At 59.1% G+C, this 22907-nt stretch carries 19 protein-coding genes; 9 read left to right on the top strand and 10 right to left on the bottom strand.

From position 1 onward, the window contains the following. Positions 1-54 precede the first annotated feature (54 nt). On the top strand, positions 55-222 hold the full coding sequence (locus tag JIO00_RS25395; RefSeq protein ID WP_010467474.1) for a DUF2474 domain-containing protein: 168 nt from the start codon (positions 55-57) through the stop codon (positions 220-222). An 80-nt stretch (positions 223-302) separates the two neighbouring features. Here the strand turns inward: JIO00_RS25395 and JIO00_RS25390 are convergent, their stop codons facing one another. Next, entirely contained in the window at positions 303-1427 is a 1125-nt protein-coding gene (locus JIO00_RS25390; RefSeq protein ID WP_169858202.1) for a methyltransferase, read from the bottom strand. Between the two features lie 189 nt (positions 1428-1616). Then, complete coding sequence (locus JIO00_RS25385; protein ID WP_200667056.1) at positions 1617-2327, bottom strand: autoinducer binding domain-containing protein; 711 nt, start codon at positions 2325-2327, stop codon at positions 1617-1619. Between the two features lie 346 nt (positions 2328-2673). On the opposite strand from JIO00_RS25385, the gene JIO00_RS25380 reads away from it, so the two are divergent. Beyond that, complete coding sequence (locus JIO00_RS25380) at positions 2674-3450, top strand: ferredoxin--NADP reductase (RefSeq protein ID WP_010467481.1); 777 nt, start codon at positions 2674-2676, stop codon at positions 3448-3450. Between the two features lie 47 nt (positions 3451-3497). Here the strand turns inward: JIO00_RS25380 and mscL are convergent, their stop codons facing one another. Then, positions 3498-3911, bottom strand: a complete 414-nt coding sequence (gene mscL, locus JIO00_RS25375) for a large-conductance mechanosensitive channel protein MscL (protein WP_010467482.1) — start codon at positions 3909-3911, stop codon at positions 3498-3500. 285 nt (positions 3912-4196) lie between these two features. On the opposite strand from mscL, the gene katB reads away from it, so the two are divergent. The 3 genes from katB to radA are packed head-to-tail and all read left to right on the top strand — an operon-like array spanning position 4197 to position 7754. After that, the gene (katB, locus tag JIO00_RS25370; RefSeq protein ID WP_200667055.1) at positions 4197-5738 is read left to right on the top strand and encodes a catalase KatB; all 1542 of its coding nucleotides are present in this window, start codon (positions 4197-4199) and stop codon (positions 5736-5738) included. A 60-nt stretch (positions 5739-5798) separates the two neighbouring features. Then, entirely contained in the window at positions 5799-6341 is a 543-nt protein-coding gene (locus tag JIO00_RS25365; RefSeq protein WP_200667054.1) for an ankyrin repeat domain-containing protein, read from the top strand. 45 nt (positions 6342-6386) lie between these two features. Continuing rightward, a complete protein-coding gene (gene radA / locus JIO00_RS25360; protein WP_010467488.1) occupies positions 6387-7754 on the top strand; it encodes a DNA repair protein RadA in 1368 nt (455 codons plus the stop codon). Between the two features lie 128 nt (positions 7755-7882). Here radA and JIO00_RS25355 read toward each other — a convergent pair whose 3' ends face one another. Then, entirely contained in the window at positions 7883-8251 is a 369-nt protein-coding gene (locus tag JIO00_RS25355; protein WP_200667053.1) for a PilZ domain-containing protein, read from the bottom strand. A 159-nt stretch (positions 8252-8410) separates the two neighbouring features. On the opposite strand from JIO00_RS25355, the gene JIO00_RS25350 reads away from it, so the two are divergent. The 3 genes from JIO00_RS25350 to yjiA all read left to right on the top strand — a co-directional run bounded on the left by JIO00_RS25350 (position 8411) and on the right by yjiA (position 11820). Continuing rightward, positions 8411-10477, top strand: coding sequence for a carbon starvation CstA family protein (locus tag JIO00_RS25350; RefSeq protein ID WP_145308794.1), 2067 nt, complete (start codon positions 8411-8413; stop codon positions 10475-10477). Between the two features lie 14 nt (positions 10478-10491). Continuing rightward, entirely contained in the window at positions 10492-10689 is a 198-nt protein-coding gene (locus JIO00_RS25345; RefSeq protein ID WP_010467494.1) for a YbdD/YjiX family protein, read from the top strand. Between the two features lie 162 nt (positions 10690-10851). Beyond that, positions 10852-11820, top strand: a complete 969-nt coding sequence (gene yjiA / locus JIO00_RS25340) for a GTPase (RefSeq protein ID WP_083375716.1) — start codon at positions 10852-10854, stop codon at positions 11818-11820. Between the two features lie 99 nt (positions 11821-11919). Here yjiA and JIO00_RS25335 read toward each other — a convergent pair whose 3' ends face one another. The 5 genes from JIO00_RS25335 to JIO00_RS25315 all read right to left on the bottom strand — a co-directional run bounded on the left by JIO00_RS25335 (position 11920) and on the right by JIO00_RS25315 (position 20288). Beyond that, entirely contained in the window at positions 11920-12603 is a 684-nt protein-coding gene (locus JIO00_RS25335) for a GntR family transcriptional regulator (RefSeq protein WP_200667052.1), read from the bottom strand. Positions 12604-12628: 25 nt separating this feature from the next. After that, positions 12629-13333 (bottom strand): FadR/GntR family transcriptional regulator, encoded by a 705-nt coding sequence (locus tag JIO00_RS25330; protein WP_010467500.1) that lies wholly within the window; start codon positions 13331-13333, stop codon positions 12629-12631. 67 nt (positions 13334-13400) lie between these two features. Further along, positions 13401-14714, bottom strand: coding sequence for a C4-dicarboxylate transporter DctA (locus JIO00_RS25325; RefSeq protein WP_010467502.1), 1314 nt, complete (start codon positions 14712-14714; stop codon positions 13401-13403). 254 nt (positions 14715-14968) lie between these two features. After that, complete coding sequence (gene glyA / locus JIO00_RS25320; RefSeq protein ID WP_102593912.1) at positions 14969-16222, bottom strand: serine hydroxymethyltransferase; 1254 nt, start codon at positions 16220-16222, stop codon at positions 14969-14971. Between the two features lie 217 nt (positions 16223-16439). Then, positions 16440-20288 (bottom strand): sensor domain-containing protein, encoded by a 3849-nt coding sequence (locus tag JIO00_RS25315; RefSeq protein ID WP_200667051.1) that lies wholly within the window; start codon positions 20286-20288, stop codon positions 16440-16442. Between the two features lie 286 nt (positions 20289-20574). On the opposite strand from JIO00_RS25315, the gene ettA reads away from it, so the two are divergent. Then, positions 20575-22239 (top strand): energy-dependent translational throttle protein EttA, encoded by a 1665-nt coding sequence (gene ettA, locus JIO00_RS25310; RefSeq protein WP_077749399.1) that lies wholly within the window; start codon positions 20575-20577, stop codon positions 22237-22239. Between the two features lie 167 nt (positions 22240-22406). Here the strand turns inward: ettA and JIO00_RS25305 are convergent, their stop codons facing one another. After that, positions 22407-22901: a GreA/GreB family elongation factor gene (locus JIO00_RS25305; protein ID WP_200667050.1), complete on the bottom strand. Its 495-nt coding sequence runs from the start codon at positions 22899-22901 to the stop codon at positions 22407-22409. Between the last annotated feature and the right edge of the window lie 6 nt (positions 22902-22907).

The raw sequence follows: 22907 nt of genomic DNA, 5'->3' as shown, positions 1-22907 counted from the left end.
ACACGACAATGGCGCAGGGCTTGAACCTGCGCCGTTTCAGAGGAGGTCAAGATGATGGCTGGCAAACATTCCCTGGAGGAAATCAAGGCGGCAGAGAAAAAACCGCTTTGGCAGCGGCTCGGTTGGTTGGCCTTGATTTGGGTCGGTAGCGTGGGGGCCCTGTTTATCGTGGCCAGCCTGATGCGCATGTTCATGAACGCCGCAGGTCTGTCCACGCACTGAAACACCCGACATTCCCATCCCCGTTGCCTTGCGGCACGGATTCAAACCCTCCTGTCACGGAGGGTTTTTTTTACCTGCGATTATTTGCGGGCTTTGAGAATGACGAATTTCGGCGTGGCCGCCACTTGCTCGACGCCACGGAACAGCCGCGCGAGCTTGCTGTGGTAACCCAGGTGACGGTTGCCGACGATGTACAGCGCACCGCCGGTTACCAGAGCTTCGCGCGCTTGCTGGAACATCCGCCAGGCGAGAAAGTCGCCTACGACTTGTTGCTGGTGAAACGGTGGATTGCACAGCACCACGTCCAGCGATTGCGGTTCTTGTCCGGCCAGGCCATCGTCGGCGCGGACGATCACGTCACGATCACCCAGTGCTGCGCGCCAGTTTTCGGCGGCCGATTGCACCGCCATGAATGACTCGTCCACCAGCGTGTAATGGGCCTCAGGGTTTTGCAGAGCGCTGGCGATTGCCAGTACGCCGTTACCACAACCGAGATCGGCAACGCGCGCTGTCCCGAGGTTCTGTGGCAAGTGTGGAAGAAATGCTCGAGTGCCGATGTCCAGCCCTTCGCGGCAGAACACATTGGCGTGGTTCAGCAGTTCGATCGCCGGTGTGTCGAGTTGATAGCGTGAAGGGTAGGGGGACACGGCTGGGCTTTTGGCTTCAGGCGTTGCGATCAGCAGCCGGGCTTTTTTCACCGCCAACGAGGCTTGCACCGGGCCGATGTAACGCTCCAGCAGATCACCGGCGGCACGGGGCAGATGCTTGACCATCGCTGCTGCAATCACCTGAGCACCCGGGGCCAGTTGGCTTTGCAGGCGAATCAGTTGCTCTTCCAGCAAGGCCAGGGTTTTCGGCACCCGGATCAACACGCGGTCAAACGGCCCCGCAAAGGCTTCGTTGGCCGGTACGCTCGGCACGGCATCGAAGGCCTGGCCGTTGCGGATCAGATTCTTTTCCAGGCCCTGGAAGGCCAGAAACGAGTCGCCGCTGCTGGTCACCACAACGTGCCCCGCCAGGCTCGCGGCCAACGCGCCGAAGCTATCGTTGAGCACCAGCACTCGGGTGTCCGCGGCCGGTTGCTGCTCGGCCAGATAATTGAGCATGTACTCGTCTGCGGCATCGAAAGCTTGCAGTGGTTCGTTCTGCTGTTCTGGCTGACGGATCAGATCGAGTTGGGCGAAGGGCGTTTCGAGCAGGGGCATGAGGCGGGGCTCTGGGTAGTCAACGGGTGTGGTGTCCCGCTGCCTGAAGCGTTGTAGCGGGCGGGGCCGTCCGAGTGGACTGCGACGTAATGGTGCATTCGTCAACACTCTGGAGGAGCCGCAAATGGTACGTTTTTTTCTTTTGGATTACCCGCAGGTTTTTCCTCCTGGTTATTAGGGGTGTACTGCTCAGATCAAGCACGCCCTGGTGGCTGCGACCACTGCCGCAAGCTTGTTGTTGACGCCCAGTTTCATTATCACTCGGTGAATATGAAAATTTGTGGTGCGTTCAGTGATGCACAGGATGATGCCTATCTCGTAGGCGGTTTTGCCATCGGCCGACAGTTTCAATATCTCGATCTCGCGTGCCGATAAATGCGGTTTGCAGCAATCCTTCACGCGATCAGGCAATTTTTTAGCGACGAGCCCATGCAGGTGGTTGCTGATGAACATCGTGTAGCCCAGTTTTTCATACCATTCATAGGGGGTGATGGGGCAGTCGCTTCTTGCCAGGCTGAGCATGCTGCGCAGCCCGTTGTCGCTATGGAGCGATTGCGACCAGCCATACTGCAAACCGAGTTGTTTCTGTGCTTGCCACAGCGTTGGTGTCTTCGAATAAACCTTCTCTTCCCATAAAATGGGCATTGTTGAATGATTGCAATGAGCTACTACTGGGTCTATTTCTCTGAAGTGATTTTGTTCATATTCCGCGTTCCAGCCACTTGGGTAGTTGTTGAAATTCACTCTATCGAAGTGCGGGCCTCGTAAGTGAGAAGTGATTGAAAATGCACAAAAATTAAAGCCAAGGCTTTTGACGAAATCCAGTGATATCTCATAGGCATCTCCAACGTCTCTCGCTTCAGATATCTGTCTTAAACGTGATTCCTTCCACATTTCCATTGGCGTAACTCCATACGGGGTATCTGGGGGGTGCACATTGGATCCGAAATCCGGCACGTCACGAGTGTAGGAGTATTCCTACGAACAGGCTGCAATTTTTTTGCTCTTGAAAAGGTTGAAAAGTAAATAACTGGTTCTTAGTCAGGATTAACAAACGTTATATGTGGTACCTAATGCTTCTATTGAATTTTGTGTTGTACCCTTTGGTTAGTGTGACAGGAGGGGCACTTACAATCGCATCAGTAACCCCAGGACATGGGTGCCTCGTCTAAAGCCACTACAAATCACCGGTGTTTACATCACTCGCTTTGCGGGACACTGGGGCATCTGTTGAATGGAGCACCCCATGACCGCCAGCGCAGAAAAATTCACTCGCCAGACCCTGACCGACGTTCAGCCGTTGACCCCCAACCTGTTCACGTTGCGGGCCACCCGAGACCCCGGTTTTCGTTTTCGGGCGGGGCAATTTGCCCGGTTGGGCGTTACCCGGACCGATGGCAGCACGGTATGGCGCGCCTATTCAATGGTCTCCTCGCCCCATGACGAATTTCTCGAGTTCTTTTCCATCGTGGTGCCAGGCGGGGAGTTCACCAGCGAACTGAGTCGGCTGGAGGTCGGCGATACGCTGTTGGTGGACCGTCAGGCCTTCGGCTACCTGACGCTGGATCGTTTCGTCGACGGTCGTGATCTCTGGTTGCTATCCACTGGCACCGGCGTGGCGCCATTTTTGTCGATACTGCAGGACTTTGAGGTGTGGGAGAAATTCGAGCGGATCATCCTGGTGTACAGCGTAAGGGAAGCCCGCGAGCTGGCTTATCAGGCGCTGATCGCGGGGCTGGCGCAGCGCGACTATCTGGCCGAATACGCGCACAAGTTGCAGTTCATCGCGACCGTCACGCGCGAGGAGCACCCCGGCGCCCTTAACGGGCGAATCACGACGCTGATAGACAACGGAGAACTGGAGCGGGTGGCGGGGGTGGCGCTGACGCCCGAGCACTCGCGGGTCATGCTCTGCGGCAACCCCCAGATGATCGACGACACACGCAAGCTGCTCAAGCAGCGGGACATGCACTTGAGCCTCAGTCGACGACCCGGCCAAGTGGCGGTGGAGAACTTCTGGTAAAAAAAACGGCGCCCCGAAGGCGCCGTTCTTTTGCACGCAACCAGCCTTCAGGGCTGATTGTTCTGGGCCTTGAGCAGGTCACGAATCTCGCTCAACAGCTCTTCTTCCTTGGTTGGAACCGGCGGCAGGGTGGGCGCCACGGCCTCCTCGCGTTTCAGACGGTTGATGGCTTTGACGCCCATGAAGATCGCGAAGGCGACGATGATGAAGTCGATCAGGCTCTGGATGAACTTGCCGTAGGCCAGCACCACCGCCGGGATATCGCCGTTGGCTGCCTTGAGGGTAACCGCCAGGTCACTGAAGTCCACCCCACCGATCAGCAGGCCGATTGGCGGCATCACCACGTCGCCGACAAACGATGAAACGATCTTGCCGAACGCGGCGCCGATGATGATACCGACGGCCATGTCGACCACATTACCTTTGACCGCGAAGGCCTTGAACTCACTTATCACGCCCATAGGTTATTTCCTTGTTACAGATGAGGTTGGTGAACGCAGTGTAAATCAGCAAATCCTGTCCTGCTCGAAACGCCTTCTTACAATGCCCATGTTTATCGACACATTTGCAGGTATTTAGTTTGCAAAGTGCCAGCAATCGCGCGCGAACTACGCGCTAACAGGCTGATTAGCCACACAATTCTCTGAATCATCGCATTACGTTCTTTCTATTTATGTTCTGCGCTCCGGGCCTCTAGCCTCTGGGCAGCGCACTTGGAGTGCGCCTTGAAAACAGAGGAACCTGATATGACTTCGACCCTTGGCCTTGGGGCTTTCCCCCATCGGCGTACCCTTGGCGTATTAACCGCCAGCCTGCTGACCTTCTCCGTCCACGCTGCCCCCCTGACCCGCGATAACGGTGCTGCCGTCGGCGACAACCAGAACTCGCAAACCGCCGGTGCCAATGGCCCGGTGCTGCTACAGGACGTGCAACTGATCCAGAAGCTCCAACGCTTTGATCGTGAGCGCATTCCCGAGCGCGTCGTGCATGCCCGCGGCACCGGTGCCCACGGCACCTTTACCGTGACGGACGACCTGAGTGACTTGACCAAGGCCAAGGTATTCGCAGGCGGTCAAAGCACGCCGGTGTTTGTGCGTTTCTCGGCGGTCGTCCACGGCAACCATTCGCCAGAAACCCTGCGTGATCCCCGTGGCTTTGCCACCAAGTTCTATACGGCGGACGGCAACTGGGACCTGGTCGGCAACAATTTTCCGACCTTCTTCATTCGTGATGCCATCAAATTCCCGGACATGGTCCACGCCTTCAAGCCGGACCCACGTACCAACCTGGACGATGATGCCCGCCGCTTCGATTTCTTTTCCCATGTTCCAGAAGCCACTCGCACGCTGACGGAGTTGTATTCCAATTCCGGTACACCCGCCAGTTATCGGGAAATGGACGGTAACGGTGTTCATGCTTACAAGTTAGTTAATGCCAAGGGTGAAGTTCACTACGTGAAGTTTCACTGGAAAAGTCTGCAGGGGATTAATAACCTCGATCCAAAAGCAGTAACCAAAGTTCAAGGTCAAGATTACAGTCATATGACCAATGACTTGGTGTCTCATATTAACAAGGGCAACTTTCCAAAATGGGACTTGTACGTTCAGGTGTTAAATCCTAAAGACTTGTACAAGTTTGATTTCGATCCATTGGACGCAACCAAAATCTGGCCCGGAGTTCCTGAACGAAAAGTTGGACAAATGGTGTTGAACCGAAATCCGGCAAATGTCTTCCAGGAAACAGAACAAGTTGCCATGGCACCGGCCAATCTTGTTCCTGGCATCGAACCTTCCGAAGATCGCTTATTACAAGGTCGGGTGTTCTCTTATGCCGATACTCAACTGTATCGCCTGGGCGCCAATGCACTGCAATTGCCAATCAATGCACCCAAGGTCGCCGTGAACAACGGTAATCAGGATGGCGCGATGAACATCGGCCATAGCAGCAGCGGCGTGAATTATCAGCCGAGCCGTTTGCTGCCTCGTGACGAGTCGCAAACCGCACGTTACAGCCAGTCGGCCCTGTCGGGCAGCACGCAGCAGGCGAAGATCCAGCGTGAGCAGAACTTCAAGCAGGCCGGCGATCTGTATCGCTCGTTCAGCAAGAAAGAACGCAAGGACCTGATCGAGAGCTTCGGCGGCTCACTGGCCACCACCGATGACGAGAGCAAGCACATCATCCTGTCCTTCCTTTATAAGGCCGACCCGGAATACGGGAGCGGCGTGACCAAGGTGGCCAAGGGTGATCTGGGCCGGGTCAAGGCACTGGCGGCCAAGCTGGCGGACTGATCGCGTTTGCCTGAAAAAGCGGGGCCTCTGACGAGGTCCCGTCAGACCAAGGAGATTGCCATGCGTTTTTGTCTATCGCTGTTTCTGGCGTGCGTGTCGTTCAGCGTATTCGGCGCGCCGGCCGAAGATCCCGTAGCGCTGAAGGCTCAACTGAAAAATTATTACTTCGATGCCGCCCGCCGTGGCGACGTGCCGATGCTCGATACCTTCATAGAGGCCGGTTACGCCCTCGATACCCGCGACAGCAAGGGTTACACCGCGCTGATTCTTGCGGCCTATCATGGCCAGACAGCCGCCGTGGACCGTTTGCTCGCGGCCGGGGCCGATGCCTGCGCGCAGGATCAGCGCGGCAACACCGCGCTGATGGGGGCCATTTTCAAGGGCGAAATCCAGATCGCCAAAACCCTGTTGGCCGCCCATTGCAGCCCCGACCAACGTAACGGCGCTGGCCAGACGGCCGCGATGTACGCGGGACTGTTCAAGCGAGTCGAATTGCTGGATGAGCTCAAGGCCAAGGGCGCCGACCTGAATGCCGAAGATCCGTTGGGCAACAGCGCCGCGCGTCTGGCCAACGGTGAAATCCGCACAGCGGTGCCGCGCTGATCCGCGTCAGCTGAGCTATCATCGCGGTTTTTGCCGGGAGCTCAGATGGCCAAGGCCAAGCGCATGTACGGCTGCACCGAGTGCGGCTCAACCTTCCCCAAGTGGGCCGGCCAGTGCGGCGAGTGCGGGGCCTGGAACACGCTGACCGAAACCATGGTCGAGAGCGGCGGCGCCGCAGCACCCAGCGGTCGCACCGGTTGGACCGGCCAGCAGGCTCAGATCAAGACCCTGGCCGAAGTCAGCGTCGAAGAGATTCCGCGCTTCTCCACTGCGTCCAGTGAACTCGATCGGGTGTTGGGCGGTGGCCTGGTGGATGGTTCGGTGGTGCTGATCGGCGGTGATCCGGGCATCGGCAAGTCGACCATTCTCCTGCAAACCTTGTGCAACCTCGCCAAAGTCATGCCGGCGCTGTACGTCACCGGTGAAGAATCCCAGCAACAGGTGGCCATGCGCGCCCGACGTCTGGGCCTGCCGCAGGATCAGCTGCGGGTGATGACCGAAACCTGCATCGAAACCATCATTGCCACCGCCCGGGTCGAAAAGCCCAAGGTCATGGTGATCGACTCCATTCAGACCATCTTCACCGAACAACTGCAATCGGCACCGGGCGGCGTGTCGCAGGTGAGGGAAAGTGCCGCGTTGCTGGTGCGGTATGCCAAGCAGAGCGGCACGGCGATTTTCCTGGTCGGCCACGTGACAAAAGAAGGCGCCTTGGCCGGGCCGCGCGTGCTGGAGCACATGGTCGATACGGTGCTGTATTTCGAAGGCGAATCCGATGGACGGCTGCGTCTGTTGCGCGCGGTGAAAAACCGTTTCGGCGCTGTCAACGAGTTGGGCGTTTTCGGCATGACCGACAAGGGCCTGAAAGAAGTCTCCAACCCGTCAGCGATTTTTCTCACTCGTGCGCAAGAAGAAGTTCCCGGCAGCGTGGTCATGGCGACGTGGGAAGGAACGCGACCGATGCTGGTGGAAGTCCAGGCGCTGGTGGATGACAGCCATTTGGCGAACCCGCGTCGGGTCACGCTGGGGCTGGATCAGAATCGTCTGGCGATGTTGCTCGCGGTGCTGCATCGTCACGGCGGGATTCCGACCCACGATCAGGACGTCTTCCTCAACGTGGTCGGTGGGGTGAAGGTGCTGGAAACGGCCTCCGACCTGGCGCTGATGGCGGCGGTCATGTCCAGTTTGCGCAACCGCCCGCTGCCCCATGATTTGCTGGTGTTCGGTGAAGTCGGGCTGTCGGGCGAAGTGCGCCCGGTGCCGAGTGGCCAGGAACGCTTGAAGGAAGCCGCCAAGCACGGCTTCAAACGCGCCATCGTGCCCAAGGGCAATGCGCCCAAGGAAGCGCCGCCGGGGTTGCAGATTATTGCCGTGACCCGTCTGGAGCAGGCCCTCGACGCATTGTTCGAGTAGTCGCAGGCAGCACACAATCCTGTGGGGGCGAGCCTGCTCGCGATAGCTATCTGACATTCAACATTTATGTCGACTGGCATTCCGCTATCGCGAGCAGGCTCGCTTCACATTGGATCAGTGTCGAGTCTTCAGACTTCTATGAGCGCGCCCAATTCGCGCTCCAGTTCCTTGGGATCCCCCAGGTTGAACTCGATCAACCGCCGCAGGCGTTCAATCGATTCCAGGCTGATGTGTTTGCAGACGAACCCGAGTTGACCATGATCATCGTGGGTCAACATCACATCCATCTTGATCTCGACGTCTTCGTTAAGATGAATATCGACCAGGAAATGCTTGTCCGGATTACCTAGCCACGGCTCGGGCTTCTCGATCAGCAGCCCTTTGAGTGACAGGTCGATCAGCTTTACCGGCCAGATGAACTCTCCCTGGCGCAGCTCTGTTCTGGCATCGAACGCAATACGTTTGAAGCGGCGGCGATCGGCGGGGAGCTCACTCATGGCGCAATCCTCTTGATGTTCGCTGACTATAGACCGCCACGGTCAAAGCCTGCCAGTGAGGACAGTCGTCTAGACCAATGTCGGGGTATGGCCTTTGCCGTCAGGCGAGCTAAACTCGGGGTGGCTGTCTTTCTTGTCCACCCTGGCTGGAATCATAAAATGAAAAATAATAATAGCCTGCTACGCCATCTACCCTGGCTGCTGCTGGCAATCGTGGGAGCGTGCGCCCTTGGTGTCGTGGCATTGCGTCGAGGCGAGGCGATCAACGCCTTGTGGATTGTGGTCGCAGCCGTGGCCATTTATCTGGTTGCCTACCGTTACTACAGTCTGTTCATCGCCAACAATGTGATGCAACTCGACCCGCGACGGGCCACCCCCGCCGTGCTCAACAATGATGGTCTGGACTACGTCCCCACCAACAAACACATTCTTTTTGGTCACCACTTCGCTGCCATCGCTGGCGCGGGGCCGCTGGTCGGTCCGGTATTGGCTGCACAGATGGGCTATTTGCCCGGTACGCTGTGGCTGATTGCCGGCGTGGTGCTGGCCGGTGCGGTTCAGGACTTTATGGTCCTGTTCATGTCCACTCGCCGCAACGGCCGTTCCCTGGGCGACATGGTCCGTGAAGAAATGGGCCGCATCCCCGGGACCATTGCGCTGTTTGGCTGCTTCCTGATCATGATCATCATCCTCGCGGTGCTGGCATTGATTGTCGTGAAAGCTCTGGCCGAAAGTCCTTGGGGCATATTCACGGTGATGGCGACCATCCCGATCGCGATGTTCATGGGCATTTACATGCGCTACATCCGCCCGGGCCGCATTGGCGAAATCTCCGTGGTCGGGGTGCTGTTGCTGCTGGGCTCGATCTGGCTCGGTGGGCAGATTGCCGCCGATCCGGTCTGGGCCAAAGCCTTTACCTTCACTGGCGTACAGATTACGTGGATGCTGGTCGGTTACGGTTTTGTAGCCGCCTCGCTGCCGGTCTGGCTGATTCTGGCGCCGCGCGACTACCTCTCGACCTTCCTGAAAATCGGCACCATCGTGGCCTTGGCGATCGGCATCCTGGTCACCATGCCTGAGCTGAAAATGCCGGCACTGACCCAGTTCATCGACGGCACTGGCCCGGTGTGGAAAGGTGGGTTGTTCCCGTTCCTGTTCATCACTATCGCCTGCGGCGCGGTCTCGGGTTTCCACGCGCTGATCTCCTCCGGCACCACGCCGAAATTGCTGGATAACGAAGTCAACGCCCGTTACATCGGTTACGGCGGCATGCTGATGGAATCCTTCGTCGCCATCATGGCGATGGTGGCGGCTTCGGTGATCGAACCAGGTGTGTATTTCGCCATGAACAGCCCGGCGGCAGTCGTCGGCGGCGATGTGGTGACCGTGGCCCAAACCGTCAGCAGCTGGGGCTTCGCAATCACCCCGGAAGCGCTGCAAGCGGTGGCCAAGGACATCGGTGAAACCACGATCCTGGCCCGTGCCGGCGGTGCGCCGACCCTGGCGGTCGGTATCGCGCAGATCCTGCACAGTGTCCTGCCGGGTGAAAACACCATGGCGTTCTGGTATCACTTCGCGATTCTGTTTGAAGCGCTGTTCATCCTGACGGCTGTTGATGCCGGCACCCGTGCCGGGCGTTTCATGCTGCAGGACTTGCTCGGTTCCTTCGTGCCGGCGCTGAAACGCACCGAATCCTGGACCGCCAACCTGATCGCGACCGCTGGTTGCGTGGCGATGTGGGGCTGGTTGTTGTACCAGGGCGTCATCGATCCACTGGGCGGCATCAACACCTTGTGGCCGTTGTTCGGTATCTCCAACCAGATGCTGGCCGGTATCGCGCTGATGCTCGGCACCGTTGTGCTGATCAAAATGAAACGCCAGCGTTACGTCTGGGTGACCATGCTGCCAGCCGTGTGGCTGCTGATCTGCACCACCACCGCCGGTTTCATCAAGCTGTTCGACGCCAACCCGGCGATCGGCTTCCTGTCGCTGGCGAAAAAATACAGCGATGCGCTGGCCAACGGTCAGATCCTCGCCCCGGCCAAGGACATCACTCAGATGCAGCACGTGATCTTCAACGCTTACACCAACGCAACGCTGACGGCACTGTTCCTGTTCGTGGTCTTCAGCATCCTGTTCTATGCGCTCAAGGTCGGTATTTCCGCCTGGGGCAGCAAAGGACGCACGGATAAAGAAGCACCGTTCCAGGCGGTGCCGGATGCGTAATCGAGGATTGCACCATGTTCAATGACCTGAGTCGCCTCGGTAAATACCTCGGTCAGGCCGCGCGCCTGATGGTCGGCATGCCCGACTACGACAACTACGTCGAGCATATGCAAACCAAACACCCGGACAAACCGATGATGAGCTACGAGATGTTCTTCCGGGAACGCCAAGAGGCTCGTTACGGTGGCAAGGGTGGGCCGAAGTGCTGTTGACCCGGTTGTCGGGTTAACAGCAATCCTTGTGGGAGCTAGCCTGCTAGCGATGGCGGCTGAACATTCAACATCACTGTTGATTGACAGTCCGCCATCGCTGGCAGGCTAGCTCCCACATTTGTTTTGTGTTGCTTTTTAATTTTGTGAAACAGGAGATTCCAGTTGTCCTCTCCCATCCCGGTAACCATCCTCAGCGGCTTCCTCGGCGCCGGTAAAACCACGCTGCTGCGCCACCTGCTCAAAGCCGAGCACGGCCTGAAAATCGCGGTCATCGAGAACGAATTCAGTGACGCCGGTATCGACACCCAGTTGTTGGGCGATGAACCGGTGCAAGTGATGACGCTGTCCAACGGCTGCGTCTGCTGCACCATCCACACCGACCTGACCAAGGCCTTGTACCTGCTGCTCGAACGCCTGGACAGCGGCGAAATCGCCTTTGACCGTCTGGTGATCGAATGCACCGGCCTGGCCGACCCGGCGCCAGTGGCGCAAACCTTTTTCATCGATGAAGAGCTGCGCGAGCGTTATATCCTCGACGGCATCATCACCCTGGTAGACGCGGCGCACGCCGACACTCACCTGACGCAAACCATCGCCCAGGCGCAAATCGGTTTTGCCGACCGCTTGCTGGTGAGCAAGCGCGATCTGGTGGACGAAGCGACGTTTACCGCGTTGAGCGAGCGCCTGACCCGCATCAACCGTCGCGCGCCGATTCGAGTGGTCGAACACGGCAAGATCGACCTGGCCGAATTGCTCGACGTGCGCGGTTTCAACCTGAATGCCGACCTCGGCGGCGTCAGCCTGCGTCCGGTGACCAAGGCGCCCTCCATCGACCGGATCTCCAGCCTGGTGCTGCGCACCGACAAGCCGCTGGATATCGACAAGCTCAGCGAGTTCATGAACGAGCTGCTGGAAGACCATGGCAAGCAATTGCTGCGCTACAAAGGTGTATTGAGCATTGTGGGCGAGCCGCGGCGCATGGTGTTTCAGGGCGTGTTGAAGCTTTACGGATTCGACTGGGACACGGATTGGGCAGAGGACGAGGCGCGCGAAAGCGTGATCGTGTTCATTGCCGATGATTTGCCGGAAGAGAAAATCCGTGAGGGGTTTGCGCGGGTGGCGGCGGATTGAAAGAGTGTGTTCATCGGTGATGACGCCTTCGCGGGCAAGCCTCGTTCCTACAGGTTCTGCGTAGCCCTTGTAGGCGCGAGGCTTGCCCGTGAAGGCGATCTAACCGGCAACACGATTTTTGCCAGGGATGGGTACCGGATCCAGCAACATCTGTTCAAGAATATCGAGGTGGCGGTTTAGCAAAGCCTCGGCAGTCAACGCATCACCACGCTCCAGGGCATTGATAATGTCCTTATGCCACGCGCAAGGGGCCTCCATCTGCGCATCAAACTGCGCAATCGCCAATGAAGTCAGCGGCACCAAGCTGCCAAGAAAATGCGCCAATGGTGCATTTCCCGCCATTTCCGCCAACAGCAAATGAAACTCCCCAGACAACCGGATCGCCGGGCCGCGCTCTGTACAGTGGCGTTCGCGTTCAAGCAGGGCATGCAGGCGGTTCAAGGGTTGCGCACGAGGTTGTCGGCAGGCCAGCCGCACCAAGGTGGTCTCGGTCAGTCGTCGGGCATGCAGCGTCTGCCGAGTCTGTTCTGCATCGAGCGTGGCAACGCGAGGCCGATGGTTCGCCCGAAGGACGATGATTTGCTGATGAGACAGACGCGTCAGCACGCCACGAATGTCACTGCGTCGAACGCTGAACATCCGCGCCAGGCTTTCCTCGGTAAAGCGGCTGGACGCATTTAGGCGCTGTTCGAGAATGGCGTCGAAGATCCGCGAATAGAGATCTTCCGCCCGCGGTGGAAGGGGCAGGGCAGTGAGTGTTTGCGGTGAAGCGAAGCTGTTCATGGCCTGTCTCCGGTTCGAAGAAGTTTTAACTGCCGAAGTTGTCGTCTGGAATATTCAGTTCAATGCCCATCCGCTGGCCTTCCCGAAGGATGTGCCGGCGCATCTCGGCACTGGCCTGGGCGCTGTTTTTGCTGCGAATCGCGCGCACCACGGCTTCGTTCTCCTCAAGGCGCTCAGCCAGATGCTCGGGGGAGTTGCGCAGCACCTCGGCGCTTTGCTTGAGGGCATTGCTGGTCTGCTGCACCACGCTCTGGAAAATCGGGTTCGAGGTCAGCGTGAACAGTTCTTCGTGGAACGCGATGTAGGCGTTCACACCGGCCTCGCTGTCGTTGGCCTCCAGCGCTTCGCGCATGTCCATCAAGGTCAGGCGCAGTTGCCCGACCTCCTTGCTGCTGATCGACTGCGCGACCAGGCCGACGATGAACGGCTCGAGGGTGTAGCGCAGTTGCAAGACATCTTCCAGGCTGGCGCCGGCGACCGCGCTGTCGTGGCTTTGGCTGTCGCTGAGATGGGCGTCCAGCACCACCACGCCTTTGCCGGGCATCGAGCGCACCAGGCCAAGGGTTTCCAGCACGATCACCGCTTCACGCAGGCTCGGGCGGCTGATGCCCAGTTGTTCGGCCAGCTCACGCTGCCCAGGCAGCATTTCGCCGGAGCGCCACTGACCACGGGCCAAAGCGGCCCGGAGTTTTTCTACGACTGAGTTCACAACGGTCGACGAGGTAATCACTGTTCGCTCCATGAGCATCCAAAACGGTTGTTGACCGTGCCTGCCCGAAGACAGGCACGGCGTTTATTCAGAATTCCTGCTGATGTGCCGGGGCGACGGGTTTTCTCGGCTGGAAGGTATACCCCACCTGGCCGGAAAGCACTTTGTTCGCCCGTTGAATATCGATGTCCTTCTCCCAGCGGGCGATGGCCACGGTGGCGACGCAGTTGCCGATCAGGTTGGTCAGCGCCCGGCCGATGCCCATGAACCAGTCCACCGCCAGCACCAATACCAGGCCGACCACCGGAATCGCCGGGATCGCCGTGAGTGTCGCTGCCAGAATCACCAGCGCCGAACCGGGAATCCCGTGGGCCCCTTTTGAGGTAATCAGCGAGACCAGCAGAATCGTCAGCAAGTCGGTCATGGCCAGCGGCGTGCCGGTGGCGTTGGCGATGAAGACGATGGCGAGGGTCAGGTAGATCGAGAATCCGTCGAGGTTGAACGAGTAACCTGTAGGAATCACCAACCCCACTGTCGAACTGCCGATGCCCAGGTGCTCAAGCTTGCGCATGATTTGTGGCAGCACGGCGTCGGACGAAGCGGTGCCCATGACGATCAGCAGTTCTTCGCGCAGGTACTTGAGCAACGGCCACATCTTCAGGCCCGAAAGGCGCATCACCAGGCCGAGAATCAATGTCACAAACGCCACGCAGGTCAGGTAAAACAGGCCGACCAGGCTGCCCAGGTGTTGCAGGGAATCCAGGCCATATTTGCTGGTGGTGAAGGCGATGGCGCCGAACACGCCGATCGGCGCCAGGCGCACGATCATGCCCATGATGCGGAAGATCACGTGGCTCAGCTCATTGATCAGCCGGGAAATACCCGACGCTGCTTCGCCCACCAGGTTCAGCGCACTGCCGAACAGCACTGAAAACAGCAGGACTTGCAGGATGTTGTTCTCCGCGAAGGCGCCGATGACCGAGGTGGGGATCAGGTTCATCAAGAACTGGGAGGTGGTTTGCATGTGCTGGCCGCGCTGGGCGATGTCGCCCATGTCGGCAGCGGAAAGCTGATCCAGATGAATGTTCGCGCCGCTGCCGATGCCGGTGGTGAATGCGAACACCAGACCAATCACCAGGGCGATGGTGGTCAGGATTTCGAAGTAGATCACCGATTTCAGGCCGATGCGCCCGACCTTCTTCAAGTCGCCGGCACCGCTGATGCCGCTGACCACTACGCAGAACACAATCAGGCCGATGAGCATCTTGATCAGTTTGATGAAGCCATCGCCGAGCGGTTTGAGCTGGGCGGAGTATTCAGGAAGGGTCAGCCCGCAGACGATGCCGAGCACCAGTCCGAGAACCACTTGGAGGAAGATTGAACGCGAGCACCATCTGAGCATGGGAGGAATCCTGGTCGGTGTCCTGGCTGCCGTGCGCTTGAGTGGGCGCATCAGATTCAGGACTTAATTATTGTGGTCTTACCGGTATGTCCAGTGCAGGCGCAGTCTAGGCGCTGTTTTTGGGTGATCGCAAGCGGAAATTGCATAATTGGCATGACCGGTCTGACCAGTGGTGCAGGCTCCTACAAATCCAGGGCGAAAAAAAACCGGCCATCACGTGGCCGGTTTTTTATGGCTGCGGTTTAGCGCCGCAATTAAGCGCCGTACACCGGCAGCTTCTTGCAGATGGCCTTGACCTTCTCACGAACGGCGTCGATCACCGCTTCGTTGTTCAGGTCAGCCAGGATGTCGCAGATCCAGCCGGCCAGTTCTTTGCACTCTGCTTCCTTGAAGCCGCGAGTGGTCACAGCCGGAGTACCGAAGCGCAGGCCGGAGGTGACGAACGGGGAGCGTGGGTCGTTTGGCACGGAGTTCTTGTTCACGGTGATGAACGCTTTGCCCAGAGCGGCGTCGGCGTCTTTACCGGAGATTTCCTGCTTGATCAGCGACAGCAGGAACAGGTGGTTCTTGGTCCCGCCGGAAACCACATCGAAACCACGTTCGATGAACACTTCGGCCATGGCCTGGGCGTTTTTCACCACTTGTTGCTGGTAGGTCTTGAACTCAGGCTGCAGCGCTTCCTTGAAGCAGATCGCTTTGGCGGCGATCACGTGCTCCAGTGGGCCACCCTGGGCGCCCGGGAATACCGCGGAGTTCAGCTTCTTCTCGATGTCGGCGTTGGCGCGAGCCAGGATCAGGCCGCCACGTGGACCGCGCAGGGTCTTGTGCGTGGTGGTGGTCACGACGTCAGCGAACGGAACCGGGTTCGGGTAGACGCCAGCGGCGACCAGACCGGCCACGTGGGCCATGTCGACGAACAGGTAGGCACCGACCTTGTCAGCGATTTCGCGGAAACGCGGGAAGTCCAGAATCTGCGAGTAGGCAGAGAAACCGGCCACGATCATTTTCGGCTTGTGCTCAACCGCCAGACGCTCGACTTCGTCGTAGTCGATCAGGCCGTTGGCGTCGATGCCGTATTGAACGGCGTTGTACAGCTTGCCGGAGGAGGAAACGCTGGCGCCGTGGGTCAGGTGACCGCCGTGGGCCAGGCTCATGCCCAGGATGGTGTCGCCCGCTTGCAGCAGTGCCAGGTACACGGCGCTGTTGGCTTGGGAACCGGCGTGTGGCTGAACGTTGGCGTAATCGGCGCCGAACAGTTCTTTGGCGCGGTCGATGGCCAGTTGCTCAACCACGTCGACGAACTCGCAACCACCGTAGTAGCGCTTGCCCGGGTAGCCTTCGGCATACTTGTTGGTCAGTACCGAGCCTTGAGCTTCCATCACCGCTGGGCTGGTGTAGTTTTCCGAAGCGATCAGCTCGATGTGTTCTTCCTGGCGCTGAGCTTCTTGCTCCATGGCGGCAAAAAGATCGGCGTCGTACTTGGCAATAGTCAAATCACGGCTGAACATGGCGGTCCTCAAGGATCGGGGCAGAAAAGGGGGGCATTCTAACTCAACCGCTTTTAGATGGCATATGAAAGGACATCATGTCGCAGACGAAAGGAATTCAGCTTCTAGCTGTAAGCCTCAAGCGGCAAGTCAAAAGCGGACCGGCCACTGCTTGAAGCTTGCCACTTGAAGCTTCCAGCTTTCTTCATGTTTGATTGATTGGAGCTGTTGGCTCCAATCAATCAAACATGAAGAGCGCATCATTGCTGAACTGCGCCTCAAACCGGCTCGCCGGCATCGGCCGGCCGAACAGATACCCCTGAACCTCATCGCAACCATGCTCACGCAGGAAATCGAGCTGCTCGTGGGTTTCCACACCTTCGGCGATCACCGCCAGATTCAGGCTGTGGGCCATCGCAATGATCGCCCGGGCAATCTGCGCATCCTGCTCACCCGACGGCAGGCCATCTACGAAGGTGCGGTCGATTTTCAGCACGTCGATCGGGAATTGCTTGAGGTAGTTGAGCGAGGAATACCCGGTGCCGAAGTCATCGACCGCAATACTCAGGCCGAGGTTTTTCAATCCGGCGAGGATCTGCATCGCTTCGCTGACTTCGCGCATCAGGATACTCTCGGTCAGCTCCAGCTCCAGGCACGCCGGCGGCAGGCCGGTCTCCTTTAGGATGGTGGCAATCCGCGTCCCGAGTTGGCCGTCGGAGAATTGCCGGGCCGAAATGTTCACCGACACCTTCGGCACCCGCACCTTGGCCTGATGCCAGGTCTTGAGCTGACGGCAGGCTTCGCTGATCACCCAGTCACCGACATCCACCACTAGCCCGAGCTCTTCGAGCACCGGAATGAAATCCCCCGGCGGCACCAGGCCGCGACGTGGATGACGCCAGCGCAGCAGCGCTTCGGCGCCGGTCAGGCGTTTGCCGTCGCCGCTGAACTGCGGCTGGTAGTACAGAACGAATTCGTCTTGTTCCAGGGCATGGCGCAAGTCGCTTTCCAGCTCCAGGCGCTCCAGGGCGCTGGCGTTCATGTCCGCCTGATAGAACTGGAAGTTGTTCTTGCCGCGCTCTTTGGCGTGGTACATCGCGGTGTCGGCGTTTTTCATCAGCTGACTGAGTTCGTTGCCATCCTGCGGGCTCAGCGCGATGCCGATACTGGCGGTGACGAAGAACTCGCGGCCTTCCAGCACGAACGGTTTCACCAGGCTGGCGAGGATCTGCTCGGCGACATGGATCGCCCGGTTCAAGGCGACTTCACGGTTGGCCCGCGGTTGCAGCAACAAGGTGAATTCATCGCCGCCCATGCGCGCCACGGTGTCGTCATCATCGACGCAACCGAGCAGTCGCGTGGCCATTTCCTTGAGCATGCGGTCGCCGGCGGCGTGACCGAGGGAGTCGTTGATCGGCTTGAAACGGTCGAGGTCGAGGAACATCAGCACGACCCAGGACTTCTGCCGCTCGGCCGATTGCAGCGCGGTGTGCAGGCGGTCCTGGAACAGCGTGCGGTTGGGCAGGTGGGTCAGGGCGTCGTAGTAGGCGAGGCGGTGAATCCGCTGTTCGCTGGCCTTGCGCTCGCTGATGTCGCTGAAGAAGCACACGTAACTGGCCAGGTCACCTTCATCGTCGAGCACCGCCGTGATGCCGACCCAGGCCGGGTAATGCTCGCCGTTGCGCCGCTTGAGCCAGACTTCGCCTTCCCAGGTGCTGTTCTGATGCAGTTGTTTGAGCACATAACGCAGATGGGCTTCCTGCTGCTCGTCGACGGTCAGCATGTTTGGCAGTTGGTCCAGCACCTGCTCCACGGCATAACCGCTGACGCGACTGAACGCTTCGTTGGCCTGGACGATGTAGCCGGCCGGGTCGGTGATCAGGATCGCCGACGTCGAATGTTCGAAAACCGTGGCCGCCATGCGCAGGTCTTTTTCGGCCCGGCGTTGCTGGCTGATGTCGCGTCCGACGCCGAGCACGCCTTCGAAGGCCCCGTGTTCGTCCCAGACCAGCACCAGCCGTAGTTCGATCGGAATCTTGCGCCCGTCGGCCCGCAGGCAATCGAACAGGAACAGTTGGGTCTGCACCTGAGTGCGCAGCAGCGCCAGTTGCTCGGGTTTATCCAGCGCTTTGCTGACCCGATCCATCAGGCCGTAAATGCCGGTCAGTTGCTGCGGGTTGGCGATGGTCGATTGCCAGCCGTTCTGGAAGATCCACTCGGCGTCGTAGCCCAGCACGGCATGCACCGACGGGCTGACGTAATTGAGTGCCATTTTGCTGTCGGTGGAGAAAATCACGTCGCTGATGCTTTCGGCGAGCATCCGGTAGCGCTGCTCGCTGTCACGCAGGGATTCACTGGCTTCGATCTGTTCGGTGATGTCCTTGGCCACGCCGATGATCCGCGTGACTTGATCGTGTTTGTCCCGCGCCAGTGCCTGTTCGCGAATGTCGAAACGCCGCCACTTGCCGTCGCGATGACGGAACCGCAACTGGCACTGCAGCAATTGGGTGTAACCCCCGTGGCGCTGGGCCTGGCGCGAGCGGTGGTAGTCATCGGCATCTTCGGGGTGCAGGAGGATTTCCCAGAAGTACTCGCCCATCTGGTGCAACTCGGTACGGTTGTAACCGAGGGTCTGGCCCAAGTGGTGGTTACTGAAAATCATCCGCTGGCTGATCACGTCCTGCACGTACAGGTGGTCCGGCACAGTGCGCACCACATCGGACCAGAACCCTTCGCGTTCCAGCAGCGACAGCTCGATGAGTTTACGGCTGGTAATGTCGGTGATGCTCAGGATCACCGCTTTATAGTCGGCGTAATCTTCCGGCAGGCGCAGCACCAGCCACAGGTGCTGGTCGCGGCCATTGAGGTCCTGGAGTTTGATTTCCAGCTCGAGCTGTCTCTGCTGGTTGAACACCGTTTCGATCACTTGGTGGCCGATGGCGGTGCCGTCCAGCGGGCAGCCGTCAATCAACAGTTTCCAGGCCTGAGCGCAGGAGTTGACGTTGAGCAGTTGCAGGGCGACCTGGTTGACCTCGGTGATGCGCAGTTCCTGGAGCAGTTGCTGGCGTTGCTCCGGTATGTCGAGCCACGCCTTGAGTTGCTCGCTGCTGTGCAGTTGGGCTTTGTCGAGGAAGGTCTTGAGCCCGGAGACATCCAGTACGCACAGAGCAACGCCCGTGCCTTCGAAAATATCGTGATAGCGGCGGCGGCCTTCATGCAACTGGCGCTGACGGCGGCGAATGTTCAGTAACACGATGAACGGCAGCAGGGAGAAGGCCAGGCCCAGCAGGCATTTTCCGATGAATGCCGGCAACAGTTGTTCGAGCACTTGCTGGCGATCGAACAGTCCGCGCAGTTGCCAGTCGCTGCTGCTCAGGGGCACTGTCAGCACACTTTTGGCCAGATCGTCGGGGGATAACGCGCTCGGTTTGACCGAAGGCGACGCTTCATCGCGGCTGATGATCTGGTGATTGACCCGGTTTTCCACCAGCCACAGCGGACGGATGCCGGCTTCGTTTTGTTTGGTCAGTGACGAGAAAAACGTCGGTGTCAGGCGCAGGGCCCAGTAGCCACGACTGCTGCCGCTGGCTTGATGCAACAGCAGATGCACCACTGAACCGTCGTCGGCATTGCTGAAATAGTGGGCCTGGGCGCGGCTGCGCCGGACCAGTTCACCCAGGTAATCGGCATCCTGGGCGTCGGCGGCGCTGTCACTGAGGACTTTGCCGGAAGGACTGAGTAGCGCCAGGCTGCGCAGGTCAGGCAGCGATTGTTGCAGTTTGCGCAGTAGCGCCTGCTGTTCGTCGGCACTTTGCGGTTGTTCGACGATCGGTAGCAGGTTCAGTGCAATCTGGGCGTTGAGCGCCATGTTCAGGCTGACTTGCGCGGCCAGATCGGCGGTGTAGTCGATGGTGTATTGCCGCTGGTGCTTCTGTGTTTCGCGCAGCTGATCCAGCAGCTGCCAGAACAGCAAGGCGAGCAACAACAGCACGAGTGTCGCCAGCGCACCCTTCAAGGATCCGCGCAGGGGCGCGCCGGTCGCAGGATGAGGTGCGCTCACGGACGAAGGCGGAGAGACATTGGACAAACTGTAATCCTGCGGTTTGGCTGGACTGGCGCGACGTGCACTATAAGCCGGACGCCCGGAGGGCGGCTAGCATGCCTTGTGTTGTGGCGAAGTGCCAGCCCCTCCCGGCTGGACTGCCATCTGTCATTCAGGTAGCTTTGCCGGTTACGCGGGAGCGTTCCAGCTCCTAGACTCAGACTTTTTCAGCGCTCATGCATTGATACATTATCAATCTGACGACGCGCACAGTCTGGCCAGGCATCGCCTGCGCTCCAATCATTCATCTGTCACTGACCCAAGGTTCTCCATGGCTCAATACGTCTTCACCATGCATCGGCTGGGCAAAGTTGTTCCGCCGAAGCGGGAAATCCTGAAAAATATTTCGCTGTCCTTCTTCCCCGGCGCCAAGATCGGCGTGCTCGGCCTCAACGGTTCGGGTAAGTCCACGCTGTTGAAAATCATGGCGGGCGTCGACACCGAGTTCGAGGGCGAAGCGCGTCCGATGCCGGACCTGAACATCGGCTACCTGCCACAAGAGCCGATCCTGGACCCGACCAAGACCGTGCGTGAAGTAGTCGAGGAAGCGGTCAGCGTGATCAAGAACGCCCAGGCTCGCCTGGACGAGGTCTACGCCGCTTACGCTGATGAAGATGCCGACTTCGACAAACTGGCCGCCGAACAGGCCAAGCTCGAAGCCATCCTGCAAGCCAGCGACGGTCACAACCTGGATCGCCAGCTGGAAGTCGCCGCCGATGCGCTGCGTCTGCCGGCCTGGGATGCCAAGATCGAATTCCTCTCCGGTGGTGAGAAGCGTCGCGTGGCCCTGTGCCGCCTGCTGCTGTCTGCTCCGGACATGCTGCTGCTCGACGAACCGACCAACCACCTGGACGCCGATTCCGTCGCCTGGCTGGAGCACTTCCTGCACGACTTCCCGGGCACCGTAGTCGCGATCACGCACGACCGGTACTTCCTGGACAACGTCGCCGGCTGGATCCTCGAGCTCGACCGCGGCGCCGGTATCCCTTACGAGGGCAACTATTCGGGTTGGCTGGAAGCCAAGTCCGACCGTCTGGCTGCCGAATCCAAGCAGCAGTCGGCTCACGAAAAAGCCATGAAGGAAGAACTGGAGTGGGTGCGCAAAGGCGCCAAGGCCCGCCAGTCCAAATCCAAGGCTCGTCTGCAACGCTTCGAAGAAATGCAGTCGCAGGAATTCCAGAAGCGCAGCGAAACCAACGAGATCTACATCCCGGCCGGTCCACGCCTGGGTGACAAGGTCATCGAGTTCAAGAACGTTTCCAAGGGTTACGGCGATCGCGTGTTGATCGACAACCTGTCGTTCTCCATGCCAAAAGGCGCCATCGTTGGCGTGATCGGCGGTAACGGTGCCGGTAAGTCGACCCTGTTCCGCATGCTGATGGGCAAGGAAACGCCGGATTCGGGCAGCATCGAAGTCGGCGAAACCGTGCAACTGGCGTGCGTCGATCAGAGCCGCGAAGACCTGGACGGCAGCAAGACGGTGTTCCAGCAAATCTCCGACGGTTCCGATCAGATCCGCATCGGCAACTACGAGATCCCGTCGCGCACCTACGTCGGTCGCTTCAACTTCAAGGGCGGCGACCAGCAGAAGTTCGTCAAGGACCTGTCCGGTGGTGAGCGCGGTCGCTTGCACCTGGCCCTGACCTTGAAAGAGGGCGGCAACGTCCTGCTGCTCGACGAACCGTCCAACGACCTCGACGTTGAAACCTTGCGTTCCCTGGAAGAAGCCCTGCTGGACTTCCCGGGCGCCGCCATTGTGATCTCTCACGATCGGTGGTTCCTTGACCGCGTCGCGACGCACATCCTGGCTTACGAAGACGACTCGCAAGCGGTGTTCTTCGAAGGTAACTACACCGAGTACGAAGCCGATCGCAAGAAACGCCTCGGCGAAGCGGCTTCCCAGCCGCATCGTGTACGGCACAAGAAACTGGCCTGATATCGGGCGGGTTGCATGAAAAAACGGAGCCTTCGGGGCTCCGTTTTTTTATGGGTTTCAGTGACACCGCGGCGCGGCCATCGCCAGCAGGCTGGCTCCCACAGGGGATATGTGAGCGGCACAAATCCACTGTGGGAGCTAGCCTGCTAGCGATGACGGCCTGACGATCACTCGATCTCTATGCTCAATACCTCAATGATCAAATCCCCCACCGGCCGCTTCCACACCACTTCATCCCCGACCTGCGCGCCCAACAACGCCCGCCCCAGCGGCGAGCCCCAGTTGATCAGCCCACTCGCCGCATCCGCCTGATCCTCACCCACCAACTGCACACGCTGTTCGTGGCCCTGTTCATCGGCAAACGTTACCCACGCGCCAATCTGGACTTTATCGGTCGAGGAGGCCGGTACGACTAACTGAGCGCTTTGCAGGCGTTGATTGAAATATCGCCAGTCACGTTCCAGATCGGCCTGGCGCTGTTTGTCTGCGAGTTCGCCTCTCGCACTCTGTCCATTGAGCAGGTTTTGCACTTCGGCGACTTTCGCCTGAAGCTGCGCCAGCCCGGCGGGCGTGACGTAATTGGGCTGTGTGCTGACTTGCCGTTCGACCGGCTGATCGGCTTGCGCGGCGGCGTTATCTTCATTGACGAAAGCGCGACTCATGGTTTT

The organism is Pseudomonas sp. SW-3 (assembly GCF_016615645.1).
GTDB lineage: Bacteria > Pseudomonadota > Gammaproteobacteria > Pseudomonadales > Pseudomonadaceae > Aquipseudomonas > Aquipseudomonas mandelii.
The sequence above is the reverse complement of the archived record's forward strand: the minus strand, read 5'-3'. Positions and strand labels throughout refer to the sequence as shown.

Bases quoted from the DNA above. Each gene is read 5' to 3' on its own strand.
- JIO00_RS25350 (WP_145308794.1), top strand. From the start codon at position 8,411: ATGAAAAATAATAATAGCCTGCTACGCCATCTACCCTGGCTGCTGCTG.
- glyA (WP_102593912.1), bottom strand. From the start codon at position 16,222: ATGTTCAGCCGTGATTTGACTATTGCCAAGTACGACGCCGATCTTTTT.
- JIO00_RS25325 (WP_010467502.1), bottom strand. From the start codon at position 14,714: ATGCTCAGATGGTGCTCGCGTTCAATCTTCCTCCAAGTGGTTCTCGGA.
- JIO00_RS25380 (WP_010467481.1), top strand. From the start codon at position 2,674: ATGACCGCCAGCGCAGAAAAATTCACTCGCCAGACCCTGACCGACGTT.
- katB (WP_200667055.1), top strand. From the start codon at position 4,197: ATGACTTCGACCCTTGGCCTTGGGGCTTTCCCCCATCGGCGTACCCTT.
- ettA (WP_077749399.1), top strand. From the start codon at position 20,575: ATGGCTCAATACGTCTTCACCATGCATCGGCTGGGCAAAGTTGTTCCG.
- JIO00_RS25390 (WP_169858202.1), bottom strand. From the start codon at position 1,427: ATGCCCCTGCTCGAAACGCCCTTCGCCCAACTCGATCTGATCCGTCAG.
- mscL (WP_010467482.1), bottom strand. From the start codon at position 3,911: ATGGGCGTGATAAGTGAGTTCAAGGCCTTCGCGGTCAAAGGTAATGTG.
- JIO00_RS25365 (WP_200667054.1), top strand. From the start codon at position 5,799: ATGCGTTTTTGTCTATCGCTGTTTCTGGCGTGCGTGTCGTTCAGCGTA.
- JIO00_RS25385 (WP_200667056.1), bottom strand. From the start codon at position 2,327: ATGGAAATGTGGAAGGAATCACGTTTAAGACAGATATCTGAAGCGAGA.
- JIO00_RS25305 (WP_200667050.1), bottom strand. From the start codon at position 22,901: ATGAGTCGCGCTTTCGTCAATGAAGATAACGCCGCCGCGCAAGCCGAT.
- JIO00_RS25355 (WP_200667053.1), bottom strand. From the start codon at position 8,251: ATGAGTGAGCTCCCCGCCGATCGCCGCCGCTTCAAACGTATTGCGTTC.
- radA (WP_010467488.1), top strand. From the start codon at position 6,387: ATGGCCAAGGCCAAGCGCATGTACGGCTGCACCGAGTGCGGCTCAACC.
- JIO00_RS25335 (WP_200667052.1), bottom strand. From the start codon at position 12,603: ATGAACAGCTTCGCTTCACCGCAAACACTCACTGCCCTGCCCCTTCCA.
- JIO00_RS25345 (WP_010467494.1), top strand. From the start codon at position 10,492: ATGTTCAATGACCTGAGTCGCCTCGGTAAATACCTCGGTCAGGCCGCG.
- JIO00_RS25395 (WP_010467474.1), top strand. From the start codon at position 55: ATGGCTGGCAAACATTCCCTGGAGGAAATCAAGGCGGCAGAGAAAAAA.